Origin of the sequence: Salipiger pallidus (assembly GCF_014643635.1) — a bacterium.
Lineage (GTDB): Bacteria > Pseudomonadota > Alphaproteobacteria > Rhodobacterales > Rhodobacteraceae > Salipiger > Salipiger pallidus.
Genome location: NZ_BMJV01000009.1, coordinates 24,930 through 40,961, shown reverse-complemented (window position 1 = coordinate 40,961; position 16,032 = coordinate 24,930). Strand labels below are relative to the sequence as shown.

The following is a 16,032-nucleotide window of genomic DNA, read 5'->3' as shown; positions in this document are numbered from 1 at the left end:
GACAGGGATCAACATGACCGTACTTTCCAAGATTGGCCTCACCTCCGCTCTGGCCCTCGCCGCCGGAACCCTTGCGGCCCAGGCCGAGACCGTGGTTGTCTATTCCGCCGCGCCCCAGCAGATGATCGACGACCTGCTGCCCATGTTCGAAGAGGCCACCGGCCATGATGTCGAACTGGTCAAAGCCGGTTCTGGCGAGCTTCTGAACCGCCTGCGCGCCGAGCAGGGCCAGCAGACCGCCGACGTGATCTGGAGCGTCGACGGATCGCTCCTCGACCTCAACGCCGAGCTTTTCGCGCCCTACTCCCCCGCCGATGCCGACATGTTCTACGACATGTTCCGCACCTCAGACGTCTGGACGCCGTTCACCGCCGTCGTGATGGCCTTTGCGGTCAACAAGGACGCGCTTGGCGATCTGCCGGTGCCGACATCCTGGGCGGACCTGGCCAAGCCGGAATACGACGACATGATCTCCTCCGCCGGGGCCGATCGCTCCGGTTCGGCCTATATCCAGCTGGCCACCGTGATCCAGAACGCCGAAACCGAAGAGGCGGGCTGGGAGCTTTACGAAGGCATCATGTCCAACATGGTGATCTCATCCTCGTCGGGCGCCGTGCCGCGCTTCGTCAACGATGGCGAGCTGGCCATCGGCATCACTCTCGAGGACGCAGCGTCGCGCTACCGTGACGGCGGCGGCCCGGTCGAGATCATCTATCCTTCGGAAGGCACCGCCATCGTCCCGGACGCCATGGCACTGATGGCCGATGCGCCACACCCGGACGCGGGCAAGGCGTTCATCGACTTCATCGCCTCGCCCGAGGCGCAGGCCGTGGTGGCCGAGGTCGGCCGCCGCCCCATCCGCACCGATGTGGACGCCAAGGACACGCTGATCCCGCTCGATGAGGTGCCCGCGGGCAAGTATGATTCGATCTGGGCCGCGGAAAACCGCGAGCGCCTGATCGACATGTGGCAGGACATGTCGCTCGACCTGCTTTGAGGTCTCCGGCCCGTCCGCAGCTCTCGCGGGCGGGCCGCTTCGCACTTCCTCCCCTCCCCTGACAAGAAGACCTGACAATGGCTGACGTGCACCTGAAGAGTGTTCGGAAGAGCTATGGCTCTGTGCTGGCGCTTTCCGAGATTAACATCCAGATCCCCTCGGGGGACTTTTTCACGCTGCTTGGCCCGTCGGGATGTGGCAAGACCACCCTGTTGCGCGCCATCGCGGGCTTTCACGCCCATGACAGCGGCGAAATCGTGGTGAACGGCACCGACATCGGTCGCCTGCCCGCGCACAAGCGCAACGTCGGCATGGTGTTCCAGGATTACGCCGTCTTTCCGCATGTTAGCGTGCGCGACAACGTCTCGTTCGGTCTGAAGGAACGCAAGGTCCCCAAGGCTGAAATCACCCGGCGCGTAGATGAGATCCTCGACAAGGTGCAGCTGCGGCCCTTCGCCGAGCGCATGCCCCACGCCCTCTCGGGGGGCCAGCAGCAGCGCGTCGGCCTTGCCCGCGCGCTGGTGGTGCAGCCGACGCTTTTGCTGATGGACGAGCCTCTGTCGAACCTTGATGCCAAGCTGCGCGTCGATCTGCGCCGCGAACTGCGCTCGGTGCAGCAAAGCATGAACATGACCACCGTCTACGTGACCCACGATCAGGAAGAAGCGCTGGCCATGTCCGACACGGTCTGTGTCATGTACGGCGGCGTCATCCAGCAGGCCGCCGCCCCGTGGGAGATCTACCACCGCCCCGCCAACCGCTTTGTCGCGGCCTTCGTGGGGTCCAACAACTTCCTGCCCATCGTGGACGGCACCGTCGCGGGCGTCACCGTTCCCCTGCCCGCCGATGTCCCCGCCAAGGGCGCCGAGCTTGCGCTGCGGCCGGAGAACCTTGCCATCGTCACCGGTACGGTACCCGACGGAATGGTGGGCCTGCCCGCCACCGTCGATCAGGTCGCCTTTACCGGGCGCGAGATCTCGGTCGCGTTGCACCTGTCCGACGGCCAAGAGGTGCAGGCGATCTGCGAGCCGGACGAGGCGCTTTTGTCCCTGCCCCACGGCAGCGCGGCGCAGCTCTGCTTCGATCCGGCCAAGGCGCAGGTCTTCGAGGCGGACGTAACGGGCCGGAGGCTCGCATGACCCTGCCGCGCCTCTCGCTTCCATCCTTCTGGACATGGATCATGGTGGCCGCCTGCGTGATGCTGGCCGTGCTGCTGTTCTGGCCGATCCTGTCGGTCTTCGTCATCAGCTTCGAGGATGGCGACACCGGGCAGTTCACGCTTGAGAACTATGTCCAGATCTTTACCCGCCGCTATTACCTGACCGCTCTTGGCAACACGCTGATCGTAGGCTTTGCCGGGATGCTGGGGGCCTGCCTTCTGGGCGTGCCGCTGGCCTTCTGCATGTCGCGCTTCCAGGTGCGGGGCCGGTCGATCATATCGACCATGGCCGTGCTGGCGCTGGTCTCGCCGCCCTTCATCGGGGCCTATGCGTGGATCATGCTGCTGGGCAACAACGGCGCGATCACCAACGCGCTGGAGGCCATCGGCATCGACATGCCCTCGATCTACGGCATGAGGGGGATCATCCTCGTCTTCGCGCTGAAGTTCTTCCCGTTCATTTACCTCATGACGGAAAACGCGCTCAACGGCATCAACAAGAGCCTCGAGGACGCGGCGGAAAACCTTGGCTGCACCGCCTGGGGCCGGTTCCGCAAGGTGACGCTGCCGCTGGTGTTCCCGGCGGTGTCCACCGGGGCGATCATCTCTTTCGTGCTGTCCATCGCCGATTTCGGCACGCCCGCCATCATCGGGCGCGGGGTGCGGACGCTCTCGACCATCGCCTATTCGCAATACACCTCGGAAATGGGCGGCAAGCCGACCATGGCGGTGACCATCTCGATGGTGATGATCGCCATCTCGATGCTGGCCCTGCTGATCCAGCGCCGGGTGCTGGCGAAACGCCGCTACGCGTCGTCGATGACTCACAAGCAGGTCAAGGCGCCGGTGTCGGGGGGCAAGTCCGTGCTGGTGCATGGCGTCACATACGCCATCGCGCTCGCCGGGATGATCCCCGCCTTCGTGGTGATCTGGACCTCGTTCATTGCCACCAACGGGCCGGTGTTCTCGGGTGGCTTTGGCCTCGACAGCTACCGCCGGATTTGGTCCGAGGCACCGGATGCCATCGCCAACTCGTTCATCTTCGCGCTCTGCGCCGTGGCGCTGATCGCAGTGGTGTCGTCGCTGCTGAGCTTCATCGTGGTGCGGCGGGAAAGCTTCATCTCGGGGGCGCTCGATCTGATCCTGATGGTGCCCTACCTCGTGCCGGGGGTGGTCATGGCCATCGGCTTCGTCACCACCTTCAACTCGGGCTGGTACAACCTCGTGGGCACCGCGACGATGATCGTTCTGATCGTCTTCATCCGCCGCCTGCCCTACGGCGTGCGCTCGACCTCCTCGGTGCTGCGACAGGTGAAACCGTCGATCGAGGAAGCCGCGATCGCGCTGGGATCGTCACCCGCCAAGACCTTCCTCAAGGTGACCGTGCCGCTCATCATGCCGGGGATCATCGTGGGATCGCTCATGAGCTTCATCACCGCGATCAACGAATTGTCGTCCACGCTCATCGTCTACACCTCGAGCACGGTGACCATGCCGGTCAAGATCTACCTGTCGGTGGTCGATGGTGAATTCGGCGTGGCGGCGGCGCTGTCCACGGTGCTGACCGTGTCCACCGGGCTTTGTGTCTTCCTTGTCTTCCGCCTGTCGGAAGATCGCGAAGCGAACTTTGTGTAAGGAGCGCGGGAGATGCAGATGGAACTTTTCTCGCGCTGCAAGCGGCGCGAGCAGGACAAGCCCGGTGATGACATCGCCATCGTGGTGCCGGGCCTTGTCTGGGCGGTGCTTGACGGGGCCACCGACCCGCTTGGCGGGGTCTACGAGGGCGAAAGCTCGGGCCGCCTCGCGGCCCGGACCGCGGGGCAGGCGCTGGTGCGGCTGCTTCAGGCCGAGGGGCCAGAGGTCAGCACCGCGCGCATCGGCGAGGCGCTCTCCGGCGCCGTGGCCGAGGCGGCGACGCGCGTGGGGGCGGTGCATCCGCCCTCGACCACCCTTGCCGCGGCGATCCCGGTGGCGGCGGGCATGCGGCTGGTGCTGATCGGGGACAGCGGCATCCGGGTCGACGGAGATGCACTTTACCAGAACGACAAGCTGATCGACGACGTGAGCGCCGCCGCCCGCATCGCGGTGCGGGCGATCCTTCAGCCTCGGGTTGCGGACACGGATTCGCTCGAGGCCCTGTGCCGTCAGACCAGCTTCCAGGGCCTCGATGCCGCAGTGGCGGACGGGGTGCTGTCCGACACTGAGGCGGCGTCGGTTCTGGCCGGGGTGGAGGCGCGGTTCGCGCCCACGCTCGGCGACCATGCCGGCGATATCGGCTGGTTCCTGAAAGGGGGCATTCGGGTGCAGCCGCGCTTTGCCAATGTCGAAGGACACCCGTTCGGCTTTGCCTCGATCAATGCGCATCCGCCAAGGGGTTTCGGGATCACCGACATGGTGGTGACGACCTGCCACTCGCTCGAGATCTTCTCGGACGGCTATTACGGCCTGCCCAATGGCACGCATGTGACCGACTGGGAAACGCGGTTCGACGAGATCGAGGCGGAGGATCCCCACAAGATCCACGCCTTCCCCGAGGTCAAGGGATCGTCCAGCGCCGAGTTCTCGGATGACCGCACGGTGCTGTGCCTGCACGCGCTCTGAGCGTATGGCCCATGGGCCGGACGTCCCTGATCGGCTGTTACGCCTGAACGCAGCGTCCGTCCGGCGCCTACTGCCCTGCCTCCCGTCATGGATGGTAAGGGCAGGACGCCTCCGGCGGGCGAATTTTATGAAGAGAAGAAGGGGCGGGCGCTATGTTTGCCCGTTCCGCTTGCGGGGCGGGGGCGTTATGGCTTGGCCATGCGTGATCTGAACCTAAAGGCGACCGAGTATTTCGAGGCCGTGGCCCGGCTGGGCACCGTCACCCGCGCGGCGGACGAGCTGGGGGTCAGCGCGTCCGCGGTGAGCCAGCAGATCCGGGCGCTCGAAGAGCAGTTCGGGGTCAAACTGTTCCGGCGCGAGAAACGGCGCCTGATCCTGACCCTGGACGGCGACCGGCTGTTCCAGACCACGGGGCAAGCCTTTGCGGCTTTGCGCAATGCCCGCAGCTCCATCGCGCGGGGGCGCGAGATGCGAGCGCTCACCCTGCGCACCAGCCCCAGTTTCGGGGTGCGCTGGCTGGGGCCACGCATCGCCGATTTCGCCGAGACCGCGCCGGAGTGGAACATCCGCATCGACGCCACGCCGGATTTCTCGGCCTTTGAGACCGAAGCGGTGGATCTTGACCTGCGCTACGGGGGCGGCGGCTGGCCGGGCCTGACCGCCGAATGCCTCATGCATGATTTCGTGCTGCCGCTGTGCAGCCCCGCATATCTCGAACGGCTGCGGGACGAGGCCGAGGGACCCGAGGAGATGCTCGGGCGGGCGCGGCTCATCGACAGCGTGAAGGCGTTCTACCGCTGGGACAGCTGGCTGGCGTCGAACGGGCTGGTGGTGGCGGGCCTCGGGCAATCCTTCCGCTTCGACCGCTCGTCCATGGCCATCGAGATGGCCCGGCGCGGTGGGGGCGTCGCGCTCGACAGTGCGGTGCTCTGCCTTGACGAGATCGAGAGCGGGGAGCTGGTGCCGATGCTGCCGCAATGCCCGGTGATCGCCTTCCCGGCCTACTGGCTGGTCGCCCCGCCACAGCATTTCAACCGGCGCATCGTGAAGCGCTTCCATGAGTGGATCGCCCCCGAGGCGCGCGCCCATGAGGCACGGGCGCGGGAGCTGCTCGGGCGCGACTGTTCCTTTGCCGCGCCCGATGCCCGGCCGCAGGGTCTGCTCCGGGGTTAGGGCCTCAGAGCCAGCCCTTGATCTGCTCGGCCACCTTGTCGACCGACAGGCCGTACATGTCGTGCAGGGTCGGCAGGGCGCCCGCCTCGAGGAAGGCGTCAGGCAGGCCGATCATCCGGAAGGTCGGGGTCACCCCCTGACGCAGCAGCGTGGTTGCCACCGCCTCGCCAAGCCCGCCGTGCAAGCTGTGGTTCTCGGCGGTGACCACGAGGCGGCTGCCCTTCGAGGCTTCGTCGATGATCGCCGCGGCGTCGAGCGGCTTGATGGTCGGCACGTGCAGAACGCCCACATCGACATTGTCGGCGGCAAGCTTTTCCGCCGCATCCAGCGCGCGCATGGTCATGATCCCCGACGAGATCACCAGCACGTCGCGGCCCTCGCGGATCATCTGCGCCTTGCCCAGCTTGAACCGGTAGTCCGGCTTGTGGCGGGTCAGCACCGACGGCACCTTGCCGCGCAGCAGGCGGGCATAGACCGGGCCGTCATGGGCGATCATATCGGGCACCATGCCCGCCACGTCGCAGGCATCGCAGGGGTCGATCAGCACCATGTTTGGCAGGCCGCGGAAGATCGCCAGATCCTCGGTCGCCTGATGAGAGGGACCGTAGCCCGTGGTCAGGCCCGGCAGGGCGCAGGCGATCTTGACGGGGAGGTTTTCCTCGGCAATCGCCATGGCGATGAAGTCATAGGCCCGGCGCGCGGCGAATACCGCGTAGGTGGTGGCGAAGGGGATGAAGCCCTCTCGTGCCATGCCGGCGGCGGCGGACATCAGCAGCTGTTCCGCCATGCCCATCTGGTAGAAGCGGTCCGGCATCTCGTTGGCAAAGATGTGCAGGTCGGTGTATTTCGACAGATCCGCCGACAAGCCCACGATGCGGTCGTCGGTCTTGGCCGCCTCGACCAGCGCGTGGCCGAAGGGGGCGGGGGTGGCGTCATAGCCTTCCGCCGCCAGCGACGCGATCATCGCCGAGGTCGCGACCTTCTCGCCGGTGGGCACTTTGCGAGGCTCGTACTTGCGGGACATGGAATCGGTGGTCATTGCGGTTTCCCCTCTTCGAGTTTCGCCAGCGCCTTGGACCATTCATCGGCCTCGACCCGCACGAAGTGATTGGACTCCCGTGCCTCGAGGAAATCGACGCCCTTGCACATCTTGGTGTTGCAGATGATGACGCGCGGCTTAGGCTCGGTCAGGTTGCGGGCGGTGTCGAAGGCCGCGACGACGGCGGCGAGGTCGTTGCCGTCCACCTCCTGCGCGTGCCAGCCGAAGGCCTCCCACTTGGGGGCCTCGGGGCCGACCGCAAGCGCGTCGCGCGACGGGCCGTCCGCCTGCTGGTTGTTGAAGTCGACGATGCAGATGAGGTTGTCCAGCTTCCACTGAACGGCAGACATCACCGCCTCCCAGGTCGAGCCCTCGCCCAGCTCGCCATCGGACATCAGGTTGTAGACGAAGCTGCCCGAGCCCTTGCGCTTGAGCCCCATGGCCGCGCCTACAGCGATGCCGAGGCCATGCCCGAGCGATCCGCCGGTGATCTCCATCCCCGGCGTGTAAGAGGCCATGCCCGACATTGGCATGCGGCTGTCGTCCATGCCGTAGGTGGGCAGTTCCTCTTCGGGCAGGATGCCTGCCTCCATCAGCGCTGCGTAAAGCGCGATGGCGTAGTGCCCGATGGAAAGGTAAAAGCGGTCGCGCCCTTCCCATTCGGGATCCTCGGGGCGGTAGGTCATGGCGTGAAAATACGAGGTCGCCAGCACGTCGGCGACGCCAAGCGCCTGCCCGATGTAGCCCTGCCCCTGCACTTCGCCCATGAGCAGCGCCTTGCGGCGGATGTTCCAGGCGCGAAGCTCCAGCGACATGTTGGTCCCCGCGTGTTGCGGTGCGTCGGTCATCTTGCCTCCTCCTTCGATGGTGGTTTTCCCGGTCTATCTAGCAGCGTGGGCCCTCGGGAAAATCACCCGTTTTCGCAAAAGATGTTTAGGTCACCTTAACCATACCCCTGCCCCGCAAACACGAACGGCCGACCCCGAAGGGCCGGCCGCAGCGATCATCGTAGCAAAAGACCTCAGGCCTTGGCGGCCCCCGTCATGGCAACCAGCATGACATGAGCCGACGCCGCGCCCGGGTCCATGTGACCGAGCGAGCGCTCGCCCAGCTTGGCAGACCGGCCCCGGCGGCTTTCGATCTCGGCAGTGTAATCCCGGCCGTTCTTCGCGCCGATGACTGCCGCCTCGAGACAGGCCACCACGTCGCCGCCCGATTGCAACGCTTCCTTGGCCTTGGCCACGGCTGGAACCCACGCGTCGATCATGGTCTTGTCGCCGACCTGCGCACCGCCGCGCGACTGGATGCCAAGGCAGATGCCCTCGATCCATGCCACGACCGCCGCCGCGTCGAGGTTCAGGCGGTCCGACACCTGTGCGCCCGCCTTGCGGAAGGCCGAGGCGTAAAGCGGGCCCGAGGACGCGCCCACCGCATCGAGGAAGGCCTTGGCCATGCGCTCGGAGATCTGCGTCACGGTCTTGTCGTCATGCGCGGCGAGTTCCTTGCGCACCGCGGTCCAGCCGATGTCCATGGTCACGCCGTGATCCCCATCACCGATCACGCCGTCGAGTTCCGACAGCCAGTCACGGTTCTCCCGGATCGCATCGGCCATGTTCAGCGCCATCTTGCGGAACAGATCCGGGGTGATGGGACCGTCCTTGGCAAGGCTGTCGAGGTCCACCTCGGCGCCAGCGGCGGCGGAGGCGTGGTCGCGCTTGGTCAGGGTGCCCGCGGGCTTGAGATCGCCGGCAACGGTCAGCGCCGGGGTCTTGCAGGGCATGTCGAGCAGGGTCTTGAGGTCGTCGTCCAGCTTCAGCAGGGTGATCGACGCGCCTGCCATCTCCAGCGAAGTGCAGTATTCACCGACCCAGCTGTAATGGATCTTCACGCCCTTCTCGGCGAGGATCTTGGCAGCGCGGCGATGCAGCAGGTAAAGCTCGAGAGGGCCGGTGGCGCCAAGGCCGTTGACCAGAACCGCCACTTCGTCGCCGCTGCCCAGCTCCATGTCACCAAGGATGCCCGCCATAAGCTCGGTGGTCACCTCGTCGGCGGTGGCCAGCTTGCCACGCCGCATGCCCGGCTCGCCGTGCAGGCCCATGCCGATCTCGATCTCGTCATGACCAATATCGAAGTTCGGCTTGCCGGTCTGCGGCAGCGAACAGGCGCTGAGGGCCACGCCCATAGACCGGGTGTTGTCGTTGGCCTTCTTGGTGGCGGCGATCACGCCGTCCAGATCGCGGCCCGCCTCGGCGGCGGCCCCGGCGATCTTGAAGACGAAGAAGTCGCCCGCGATGCCCCGGCGCTCGCCTTCGCGGCCTTTGGGGGCCGAGGCGACATCGTCGGTCACACCGAAGGAACAGGCCGGAATGCCCATGCCCTGGCACTCCTCGGCGGCCATGTCGAAGTTCAGCACGTCGCCGGTGTAGTTGCCGTAAAGGAACATGATCCCGGCACCGCCGTCGACGGCGCGGGCGGCATCCATGATGTGCTCGGGCGAGGGCGAGGCGAAGACGTTGCCCACTGCCGCCGCGTCCGCAAGGCCGCGGCCCACGTAGCCGGCAAAGGCGGGCTCGTGTCCCGAGCCACCGCCGACCACCACGCCGACCTTGCCGTCACGGGGGCCGTCCTTGGCCACGATGGCGCGCTTTGTGGCACCTTCGACCTTCAGCATGTCGGGGTGTGCCAGCAGCATGCCCTCGATCGCCTCGGGGATGATGTCCTCGGGCGCGTTGATGAGTTTCTTGGTGCGGATGTCGTCGGTCATGTTGTCCCCCCTGATTATTTCACGAAGCCCTTGGCGTTCGCCACGGTCTTCTCGATCCAAGGCTGTTCCTTGGCGACGGCATCGTCAAGCGTGCCGCCTTCGATCATCAGCCAGTGCTCAAGGATGACGCTCATGTCGGCCGGGCAATGGGCCAGCTGGTCGAGGGTCCACTGGATCGGCGCGCGCCCCGTGCCCAGCGGCACGCCGTGGATGCGGAAACCGACGCCGTACTTGTCCGGCGTGATCTCGTAGTCCTTGAGGTGCAGGTTGATGGTGTAGGGCGCCAGCAGCTTGATGGTCTCTTCCGGCCACTCGTTCGCACAGATCGAGTTCGCCACGTCGAGGCAGACGCCCAGATGGTCGTCGTTCACGATGTCCAGCAGCTCGACCATGCGGGGGCTGGGGTAGTTGAAGTGGTTCTCGATTGCGATCTTCATGCCGGCGGCGCGGGCCTTGTCGACGCGCGGACGCAGCTGTTCGGCGAGCTCGGCGGTCGGGATGTGGCCATCGGCCTCGTCCAGCGCGACACGCATGATCTTCGAGTGCAGGCGCTTGCCGATTTCGATGTACCGGTCGACCTCGTCCGCGTCGAAGCACTGCGTGCCCAGCTCGAGCGTAAGGCCCTTGGCCTGCGCGGTCTCGTACAGCTTGTGGTGGTCCTCTTCGCTGTAGCGGTCCAGCGGCATGTTGTCCGCGTACTGTACGACCTCGAGGCCAAGCGCCTCGGCACGGTCAAGAATATCGAAGGCGTTCAACGGTTTGGCCGGAACCTGGTCCTTGATGCCGATAGACCAGCGATAGGCGTAACTGCCCAGTCCGAGTTTCATGCTTTCCTCCCTGAGAAATCAGATCAGTCGGCGCCGGGCGGGCCGCTCAGGGCCCCGGGCGCGAATGACCCGAAGATCTAGCGGACACAAACGCCCGAGGACACCGAAAGCAGGGCGAGGTATGTGAAGTATTACTACACAGTAATTTAAGATAGGTTCATTGTGCATCATGGCGTTCATTTGCGATGTACTCCCAAATCGCGGCCGAGGAGGGCCGGGGCGGGAGGAGATGCACGAGACAGGGATCAGCGGGCCGGGCGCAATCGGCACCGAGCGATGCCTGCCCCCTGCGCTTTCCCCGACAACAGAACACCAGTGTCCGCCCGGCGCGCAGCGCCCTGCGGGCCAAAACACCCGGCGGCGGGAGATGCCCGCCGCGAAGCAAAGGAAGATGGAGACCATGGGACTTCTCAGCGGCAAATTCGCAATCGTCACCGGCGCGGCCAGCCCGCGCGGCCTCGGCAAGGCCACGGCCAAGATGTTCGCCGAGCACGGCGCAACCGTTGCGATCCTCGACCTCGACGCCGCACAGGCGCAGGCCGCTGCAGACGATCTGCCCGGTGAAGGCCACGTCGGCCTTGCCTGCAACGTCACCGACAAGGACAACTGCTTCGCGGTTGCCGAAGAGCTCGTCGCCAAGTGGGGCGCCGTGGACATCCTCGTGAACAACGCCGGCATTACCCAGCCGCTGAAGATCATGGAGATCATGCCCGAGAACTACGACGCCGTGACCGACGTCAACCTGCGCGGCACCCTCTACATGACCCAGGCCCTGATCCCGCACTGGCGCGAAAAACAAACCGGCTCCGTGGTCAACCTGTCGTCGGTCTCCGCTCAGCGCGGCGGCGGCATCTTCGGCGGCCCGCACTACTCCGCGGCCAAGGCCGGCGTTCTGGGCCTGACGAAGGCGATGGCCCGCGAACTGGCACCCGACGGCGTGCGCGTCAACGCGATCTGCCCCGGCTTCATCGCCACCGACATCACCGCCGGCAAGCTGACCGACGAGATGAAGGCATCCGTGCTCGCGGGCATCCCGATGGGCCGCGCAGGCACCGCCGACGACGTCGCAGGCTGCGCCCTGTTCCTCGCCTCCGACCTGTCGAGCTACTGCACCGGCACCGAGGTCGACGTGAACGGCGGCTCGCTCATTCACTAAGACGTCAGCCTCTAGTGATACATGCCTTTTCCCGGGTTGCCCTCGGGAAAAGGCCACCGCATCTCCGGCCTTTCCCAAGACGGGCCGGCGAGACGCCGGAACCACCGGCACCCCGGCCGCCAGGCCGACCTGACTCAAGGGAGAGAGACCATGAAGACCACCATGACCCGCGCGCTTCTTGCCGCGACCGCCCTGACCGTGGCCGCACCGGCTTTCGCGCAGGAAGTGACCTTTGCCCACGGTGCGAACCCGGGCAACCCGCGCTACGCCGCTGCCGAAATGTTCGCGGATCTCGTCCCGGCCTGCACCGGCGGTGAAGTCACCGTCAGCGTCGCCCCCTCGGCGACCATGGGCAATGACGTGGAAATGCTGACCTCGGTCGCCGGCGGCGTCATCGAGATGTCGGCAAACAGCCAGGGTCCGCTGGCCCAGATCGTGCCCGAAGCCGGCATGCTCGGCCTGCCCTTCCTGTTCGAAGACCTGCCCACCGTGTGGCGCGTGCTGGACGGCGAAGTCGGTGACATGCTCGACGAGAAGGCGCAGCAGGCTGGTCTCAAGATCCTGACCTTCTGGGACAACGGCATCCGTCACGTCTCGCACCTCAACAAGAACGTGCCGACCCCGGCCGATCTCGAGGGCATGAAGATCCGTACCCCGTCGGACGAAACCACCATCGCAGCGTTCGAGGCACTCGGCGCCGCGCCCGCGCCGCTGGCATGGTCGGAACTGCCGACCTCGCTGCAGTCCGGCGTGTTCGACGGTCAGGAAAACCCGCTGACCAACATCTACTCGGCGAAGCTTCACGAGATCACCCCGTACATCACCCTCACCGGGCACAAGTACGAATCGACCCCCGTCGTGGCGTCGATGGTGTGGTGGTCGGGCCTCGACGAAGACACTCAGGAGTGCATCCAGTCCGCCGCGAAAGACGCCGGCTGGTACCAGCGCGGTCTGTCGCTGAGCCAGTCCAAGTCCCTGCGTGAAACCATGGAGAACGAAGGTGCCACCTTCGCCGAGGTTGAGGACCGTCAGGCCTTCATCGACGCCACCGCCGGGGTCATCGAAGAGTACGAAGGCCAGTACGGCGAGTTCATCGGTGCGCTCCGCGAGGCCACCCAGTGACCTCCCACGGGCAGAACAACGGGAGCGGCTTCGGCCGCTCCCTCCTGACGCCGCTCGGCTATGTCGAGAAGGTGGTCGAATGGTCGGGCATGCTGATCATCGTGGCGACGCTGGCTTTCACCTTCGTCACTCTGCTGGTGAACGTGTTCCTGCGCTACGTGTTCTCGAGCGGCATCGCATGGGCCTACGAGATCAACCTGCTGTCCTTTCCCTGGCTCGTGGCGGGCGGTATCGCCGTGGCCTCGGTGCGCGGATGGCACATCTCTGTCGATGCACTGGTGTCGATCTTCCCCGCCGGCCTGCGCCGGCTTTTCGTGATTCTGGTATCGCTCTCGATCATCGTGATCTCGGTAAGCATCCTGATGACCAGCGGACCCATCATCCGCGCCTCGCAATTCCAGCGCCTGTCGGAAATTCCCGTGTCCCAGTACTACGGTTACATCAGCCTGTATTACGCCTTCGGCACGATGACGATCATGGCCGTGATCGAGCTGGTGCGCACCCTCGTTGCGCCCGACAAGGACACGCCCGTGGATCCCGCACAGCAAAGCTTCAGCTGAAGAAAGGCCTGTCCCCATGGTCAAGCTCCTGATCATCCTCTTCCCGGTGCTGCTGCTGGCGTCGGTGCCCGTGGCTCACGCCATGCTGGGCGCCACCGCATTTGCACTGTGGATGGAAGGCAAGCCGATGGCGGTGATCGCCCAGCGGCTTTACTCGCCGACCCAGAGCTTCCCGATGCTGGCGATCCCGTTTTTCATCCTCGCGGGCAGCCTGATGATGTCGGGGCGCTTCGGTGAACACCTCGTGGACATCGCGAAGCTGCTGGTGGGCCGCTTCAAGGGTGGCCTCGCGCAGGTGTCGATCATCGGTTCTGTGATGTTCGGCGGCGTGTCCGGTTCGGCCGTGGCAGACGCCTCGGCACTCGGCAACGCGCTGATCCCGGTGCAGAAGAAAGAGGGCTACCCGGGCGGTTTCGCCGCCGCGGTGAACGCCTCGTCCTCCACCGTGTCAGTACTGATCCCGCCCTCGATCCCACTTATCCTCTACGGCCTGATCTCGAACACCTCGATCATCGACCTGTTCGTCGCGGGCATCCTGCCGGGCATCATGCTGGGCGTCGGCATGTTCACCGCCGTGTGGTGGGTGGCCCGCCGTCTCGACCTGCCCACCGCCGAACTGCCGGGCGGCTTCCGCGCCTACAAGGGCAAGCTGCTGCACGCGATCCCCGCGCTGCTGATGCCGGTCTTCGTCATCGGCACCCTGCGCTTTGGCATCGCGACCCCAACCGAGGTGTCGGTGATGGCCGTGGCCTACGCGCTGATCGTGTCCGGCGTGATCTACCGCGACCTGTCTTTCAAGGACATCTGGCGCGCCATGATCGATACTGGCGTCATGACCGGCGCGGTGCTGATCATCATCATGGCCTCGTCGGCGATCCAGTGGGTGCTGACGGCGGAACGCACGCCGCAGAACCTCGCCATCTGGGTGACCGAAACGCTGTCGGACCCGTGGATGGTGATCCTGGCGCTGAACATCGTGATGATCATCGTGGGCACGTTCCTCGACCTTCCAGCCGCCGTGCTGCTGCTGGGCCCTCTGTTCGTGACCATCGCCAACGCCATCGGGCTCGACCTCGTGCAACTTGGCCTGATGATGGTGGTGAACCTCGCGGTGGGTCTCTACACGCCGCCTGTGGGCACGACATTGTTCATATCCGCGGCCATCGCCAATGTCGGCATCGGGTCGGTTGTGCGCTCGCTGCTGCCCTTCTACATGGTCTCGATCGTCGTCTTGCTGCTCATATCCTATGTGCCGTTCCTGACGATCTACTGAGGGATCTGCGTCCGCTTTCTCCTCCTCCCAGTGCGGACGCAAAAATACCCCGGCTCGCCCACCGAGCCGGGGTATTGCTTTTTCGGCAGACAGGGTCACGCCAGAGCTGGGCCAGTGTCAGGCTCCGGCCGGGAAAGCGCGGTCCTTGGCGGCGAACCTCCCCCGCAACCCTGCACACGCCGTTCCCGGCGGAAGAGCCCCCTGCCCTGCCGCAGATCAATCGCGCGAGAATTCCTCACCGGGAAGAAGCCGGCCCTGCTGGTTGTCGATGCGCAGCCCCAGCTTGCCCATGAGCGCCGCCGCGCGCGCGTCATGCTCGCGCCCAGCCTCGCGTATCCAGTCCGAAAACAGCCGCACGATCCGCCGCGAGGTATGCCGCGACGGGCAGACCAGCCAGTAGGCCGGGAACCGGATCGCATCGAAGGCGGTCGACAGCGGCACCAGCGCCCCGCTTTCCAGCTCGTTCAGCGCAAGGGTCGAGCTTTCGAGCACCACCCCCGCCCCGTCAGCGGCCAGCTGGAGCGCCATGGACGAGCGGTCGAACCGCAACGGATAGACCATGCGCTCGCCCATGACACCGTATTTGGCCAGCCAGAAATCCCAGCGGTAATGCGTCTTGACGGAATCGATCAGCTGCGCGTGCCGCAGCTGCCCGATGGGATCGTCGGACTTGGACCTGAGCTCCTCAAGGTAAGCGGGCGAGCACATGGGAAATACCATGTCATGCACCACCGCCTCCTGGTGCAGGCCCGACCAGCCGCCCTCGCCATAGCGCAGGTCAAGGTCCACCACCTCGGTCTCGAAATCCGAGAAATCGGGGGCGGCGTCGATGCGAACCTGCCAATTGGGCTGCTCGTCGAGAAAGCCCTTGAGCCGCGGCGACAGGAAGCGCACCGCGAAGGACGGCGACACCCTCAGGATAAAATGCCGCGCCTCGCGCTGGCGCTGGATGGCCTGCCGCACGTCGCGCATCATGCGGAACGCCTGCGTCGTGGTCTGGAACAACCGCTCGCCATCGTCCGTCAGCGTCAGCTTGCGCTTTTCCCGCCGGAACAGACGCACCCCGAACTGCTGTTCGAACTGCCGGATCTGCTGGCTGACCGCCGACGGCGACACCCCCAGCTCTTCCGCCGCCTTCGAGATACCGCCCAGCCGGGCCACCGCCTCGAAATGGTTCATGGCATTGAGATTCAGATCCTTGAGCATCGCTCGCCCATTCCTTCCCCCCTCCCCTGCCGACCATCCAACGGAAATTGTGGAAAACTCTTGCATGGGCCGGGCGATTCCGACAATAGTCACGGAAAAGAGGCAACAAACGCCAAATTCCGTGAGCACGATTTGCGCACCCGAGTCGCTCCCTC

14 protein-coding genes are annotated in these 16,032 nt (G+C 65.5%); 9 read left to right on the top strand and 5 right to left on the bottom strand.

Going from position 1 to position 16,032, the window contains the following annotated elements; genetic code table 11:
• The first annotated feature begins 13 nt into the window (after positions 1-13).
• The 5 genes from IEX41_RS18145 (at position 14) to IEX41_RS18125 (ending at position 5,930) form a co-directional block, all read left to right on the top strand.
• Positions 14-997: an extracellular solute-binding protein gene (locus IEX41_RS18145; RefSeq protein WP_188791738.1), complete on the top strand. Its 984-nt coding sequence runs from the start codon at positions 14-16 to the stop codon at positions 995-997.
• Positions 998-1,074: 77 nt separating this feature from the next.
• Positions 1,075-2,136 carry an ABC transporter ATP-binding protein gene (locus IEX41_RS18140; RefSeq protein ID WP_188791737.1) on the top strand — a complete coding sequence of 354 codons (1,062 nt, stop codon included), beginning with the start codon at positions 1,075-1,077 and terminating at the stop codon, positions 2,134-2,136.
• Positions 2,133-3,791: an ABC transporter permease gene (locus tag IEX41_RS18135; RefSeq protein WP_188791736.1), complete on the top strand. Its 1,659-nt coding sequence runs from the start codon at positions 2,133-2,135 to the stop codon at positions 3,789-3,791. The genes IEX41_RS18140 and IEX41_RS18135 overlap by 4 nt, the downstream gene beginning before the upstream one ends.
• A gap of 12 nt (positions 3,792-3,803) precedes the next feature.
• On the top strand, positions 3,804-4,757 hold the full coding sequence (locus IEX41_RS18130; RefSeq protein WP_188791735.1) for a hypothetical protein: 954 nt from the start codon (positions 3,804-3,806) through the stop codon (positions 4,755-4,757).
• 198 nt (positions 4,758-4,955) lie between these two features.
• Positions 4,956-5,930, top strand: coding sequence for a LysR substrate-binding domain-containing protein (locus IEX41_RS18125; protein WP_188791734.1), 975 nt, complete (start codon positions 4,956-4,958; stop codon positions 5,928-5,930).
• A 4-nt stretch (positions 5,931-5,934) separates the two neighbouring features.
• On the opposite strand, the gene IEX41_RS18120 is transcribed toward IEX41_RS18125, so the two are convergent.
• The 4 genes from IEX41_RS18120 to IEX41_RS18105 form a co-directional block, all read right to left on the bottom strand.
• Positions 5,935-6,969, bottom strand: coding sequence for a transketolase family protein (locus IEX41_RS18120; RefSeq protein ID WP_188791733.1), 1,035 nt, complete (start codon positions 6,967-6,969; stop codon positions 5,935-5,937).
• Positions 6,966-7,817 (bottom strand): transketolase, encoded by an 852-nt coding sequence (locus IEX41_RS18115; protein ID WP_188791732.1) that lies wholly within the window; start codon positions 7,815-7,817, stop codon positions 6,966-6,968. Before IEX41_RS18115 ends, IEX41_RS18120 begins: the two co-directional genes overlap by 4 nt.
• Positions 7,818-7,990: 173 nt before the next feature.
• Positions 7,991-9,733 (bottom strand): dihydroxyacetone kinase subunit DhaL, encoded by a 1,743-nt coding sequence (dhaL, locus tag IEX41_RS18110; protein WP_188791731.1) that lies wholly within the window; start codon positions 9,731-9,733, stop codon positions 7,991-7,993.
• A gap of 14 nt (positions 9,734-9,747) precedes the next feature.
• The gene (locus IEX41_RS18105) at positions 9,748-10,560 is read right to left on the bottom strand and encodes a sugar phosphate isomerase/epimerase family protein (protein ID WP_188791730.1); all 813 of its coding nucleotides are present in this window, start codon (positions 10,558-10,560) and stop codon (positions 9,748-9,750) included.
• A gap of 400 nt (positions 10,561-10,960) precedes the next feature.
• Between IEX41_RS18105 and IEX41_RS18100 the strand changes: the two genes are divergently transcribed.
• The 4 genes from IEX41_RS18100 (at position 10,961) to IEX41_RS18085 (ending at position 14,671) form a co-directional block, all read left to right on the top strand.
• Positions 10,961-11,716, top strand: a complete 756-nt coding sequence (locus tag IEX41_RS18100) for an SDR family NAD(P)-dependent oxidoreductase (RefSeq protein WP_188791729.1) — start codon at positions 10,961-10,963, stop codon at positions 11,714-11,716.
• Positions 11,717-11,866: 150 nt separating this feature from the next.
• Positions 11,867-12,838, top strand: coding sequence for a TRAP transporter substrate-binding protein (locus IEX41_RS18095; RefSeq protein WP_188791728.1), 972 nt, complete (start codon positions 11,867-11,869; stop codon positions 12,836-12,838).
• Complete coding sequence (locus IEX41_RS18090) at positions 12,835-13,398, top strand: TRAP transporter small permease (RefSeq protein WP_188791727.1); 564 nt, start codon at positions 12,835-12,837, stop codon at positions 13,396-13,398. Before IEX41_RS18095 ends, IEX41_RS18090 begins: the two co-directional genes overlap by 4 nt.
• Positions 13,399-13,414: 16 nt before the next feature.
• Positions 13,415-14,671 carry a TRAP transporter large permease gene (locus tag IEX41_RS18085; RefSeq protein WP_188791726.1) on the top strand — a complete coding sequence of 419 codons (1,257 nt, stop codon included), beginning with the start codon at positions 13,415-13,417 and terminating at the stop codon, positions 14,669-14,671.
• 216 nt (positions 14,672-14,887) lie between these two features.
• On the opposite strand, the gene IEX41_RS18080 is transcribed toward IEX41_RS18085, so the two are convergent.
• The gene (locus tag IEX41_RS18080; protein WP_188791725.1) at positions 14,888-15,877 is read right to left on the bottom strand and encodes a LysR substrate-binding domain-containing protein; all 990 of its coding nucleotides are present in this window, start codon (positions 15,875-15,877) and stop codon (positions 14,888-14,890) included.
• Positions 15,878-16,032: the final 155 nt, after the last annotated feature.

Excerpts from the sequence above, each read along its gene's own strand:
- IEX41_RS18140 (WP_188791737.1), top strand. The coding sequence starts at position 1,075 with ATGGCTGACGTGCACCTGAAGAGTGTTCGGAAGAGCTATGGCTCTGTG.
- IEX41_RS18085 (WP_188791726.1), top strand. The coding sequence starts at position 13,415 with ATGGTCAAGCTCCTGATCATCCTCTTCCCGGTGCTGCTGCTGGCGTCG.
- IEX41_RS18115 (WP_188791732.1), bottom strand. The coding sequence starts at position 7,817 with ATGACCGACGCACCGCAACACGCGGGGACCAACATGTCGCTGGAGCTT.
- IEX41_RS18105 (WP_188791730.1), bottom strand. The coding sequence starts at position 10,560 with ATGAAACTCGGACTGGGCAGTTACGCCTATCGCTGGTCTATCGGCATC.
- IEX41_RS18130 (WP_188791735.1), top strand. The coding sequence starts at position 3,804 with ATGCAGATGGAACTTTTCTCGCGCTGCAAGCGGCGCGAGCAGGACAAG.
- IEX41_RS18100 (WP_188791729.1), top strand. The coding sequence starts at position 10,961 with ATGGGACTTCTCAGCGGCAAATTCGCAATCGTCACCGGCGCGGCCAGC.
- IEX41_RS18120 (WP_188791733.1), bottom strand. The coding sequence starts at position 6,969 with ATGACCACCGATTCCATGTCCCGCAAGTACGAGCCTCGCAAAGTGCCC.
- IEX41_RS18125 (WP_188791734.1), top strand. The coding sequence starts at position 4,956 with ATGCGTGATCTGAACCTAAAGGCGACCGAGTATTTCGAGGCCGTGGCC.
- IEX41_RS18095 (WP_188791728.1), top strand. The coding sequence starts at position 11,867 with ATGAAGACCACCATGACCCGCGCGCTTCTTGCCGCGACCGCCCTGACC.
- IEX41_RS18135 (WP_188791736.1), top strand. The coding sequence starts at position 2,133 with ATGACCCTGCCGCGCCTCTCGCTTCCATCCTTCTGGACATGGATCATG.
- IEX41_RS18080 (WP_188791725.1), bottom strand. The coding sequence starts at position 15,877 with ATGCTCAAGGATCTGAATCTCAATGCCATGAACCATTTCGAGGCGGTG.
- IEX41_RS18145 (WP_188791738.1), top strand. The coding sequence starts at position 14 with ATGACCGTACTTTCCAAGATTGGCCTCACCTCCGCTCTGGCCCTCGCC.
- dhaL (WP_188791731.1), bottom strand. The coding sequence starts at position 9,733 with ATGACCGACGACATCCGCACCAAGAAACTCATCAACGCGCCCGAGGAC.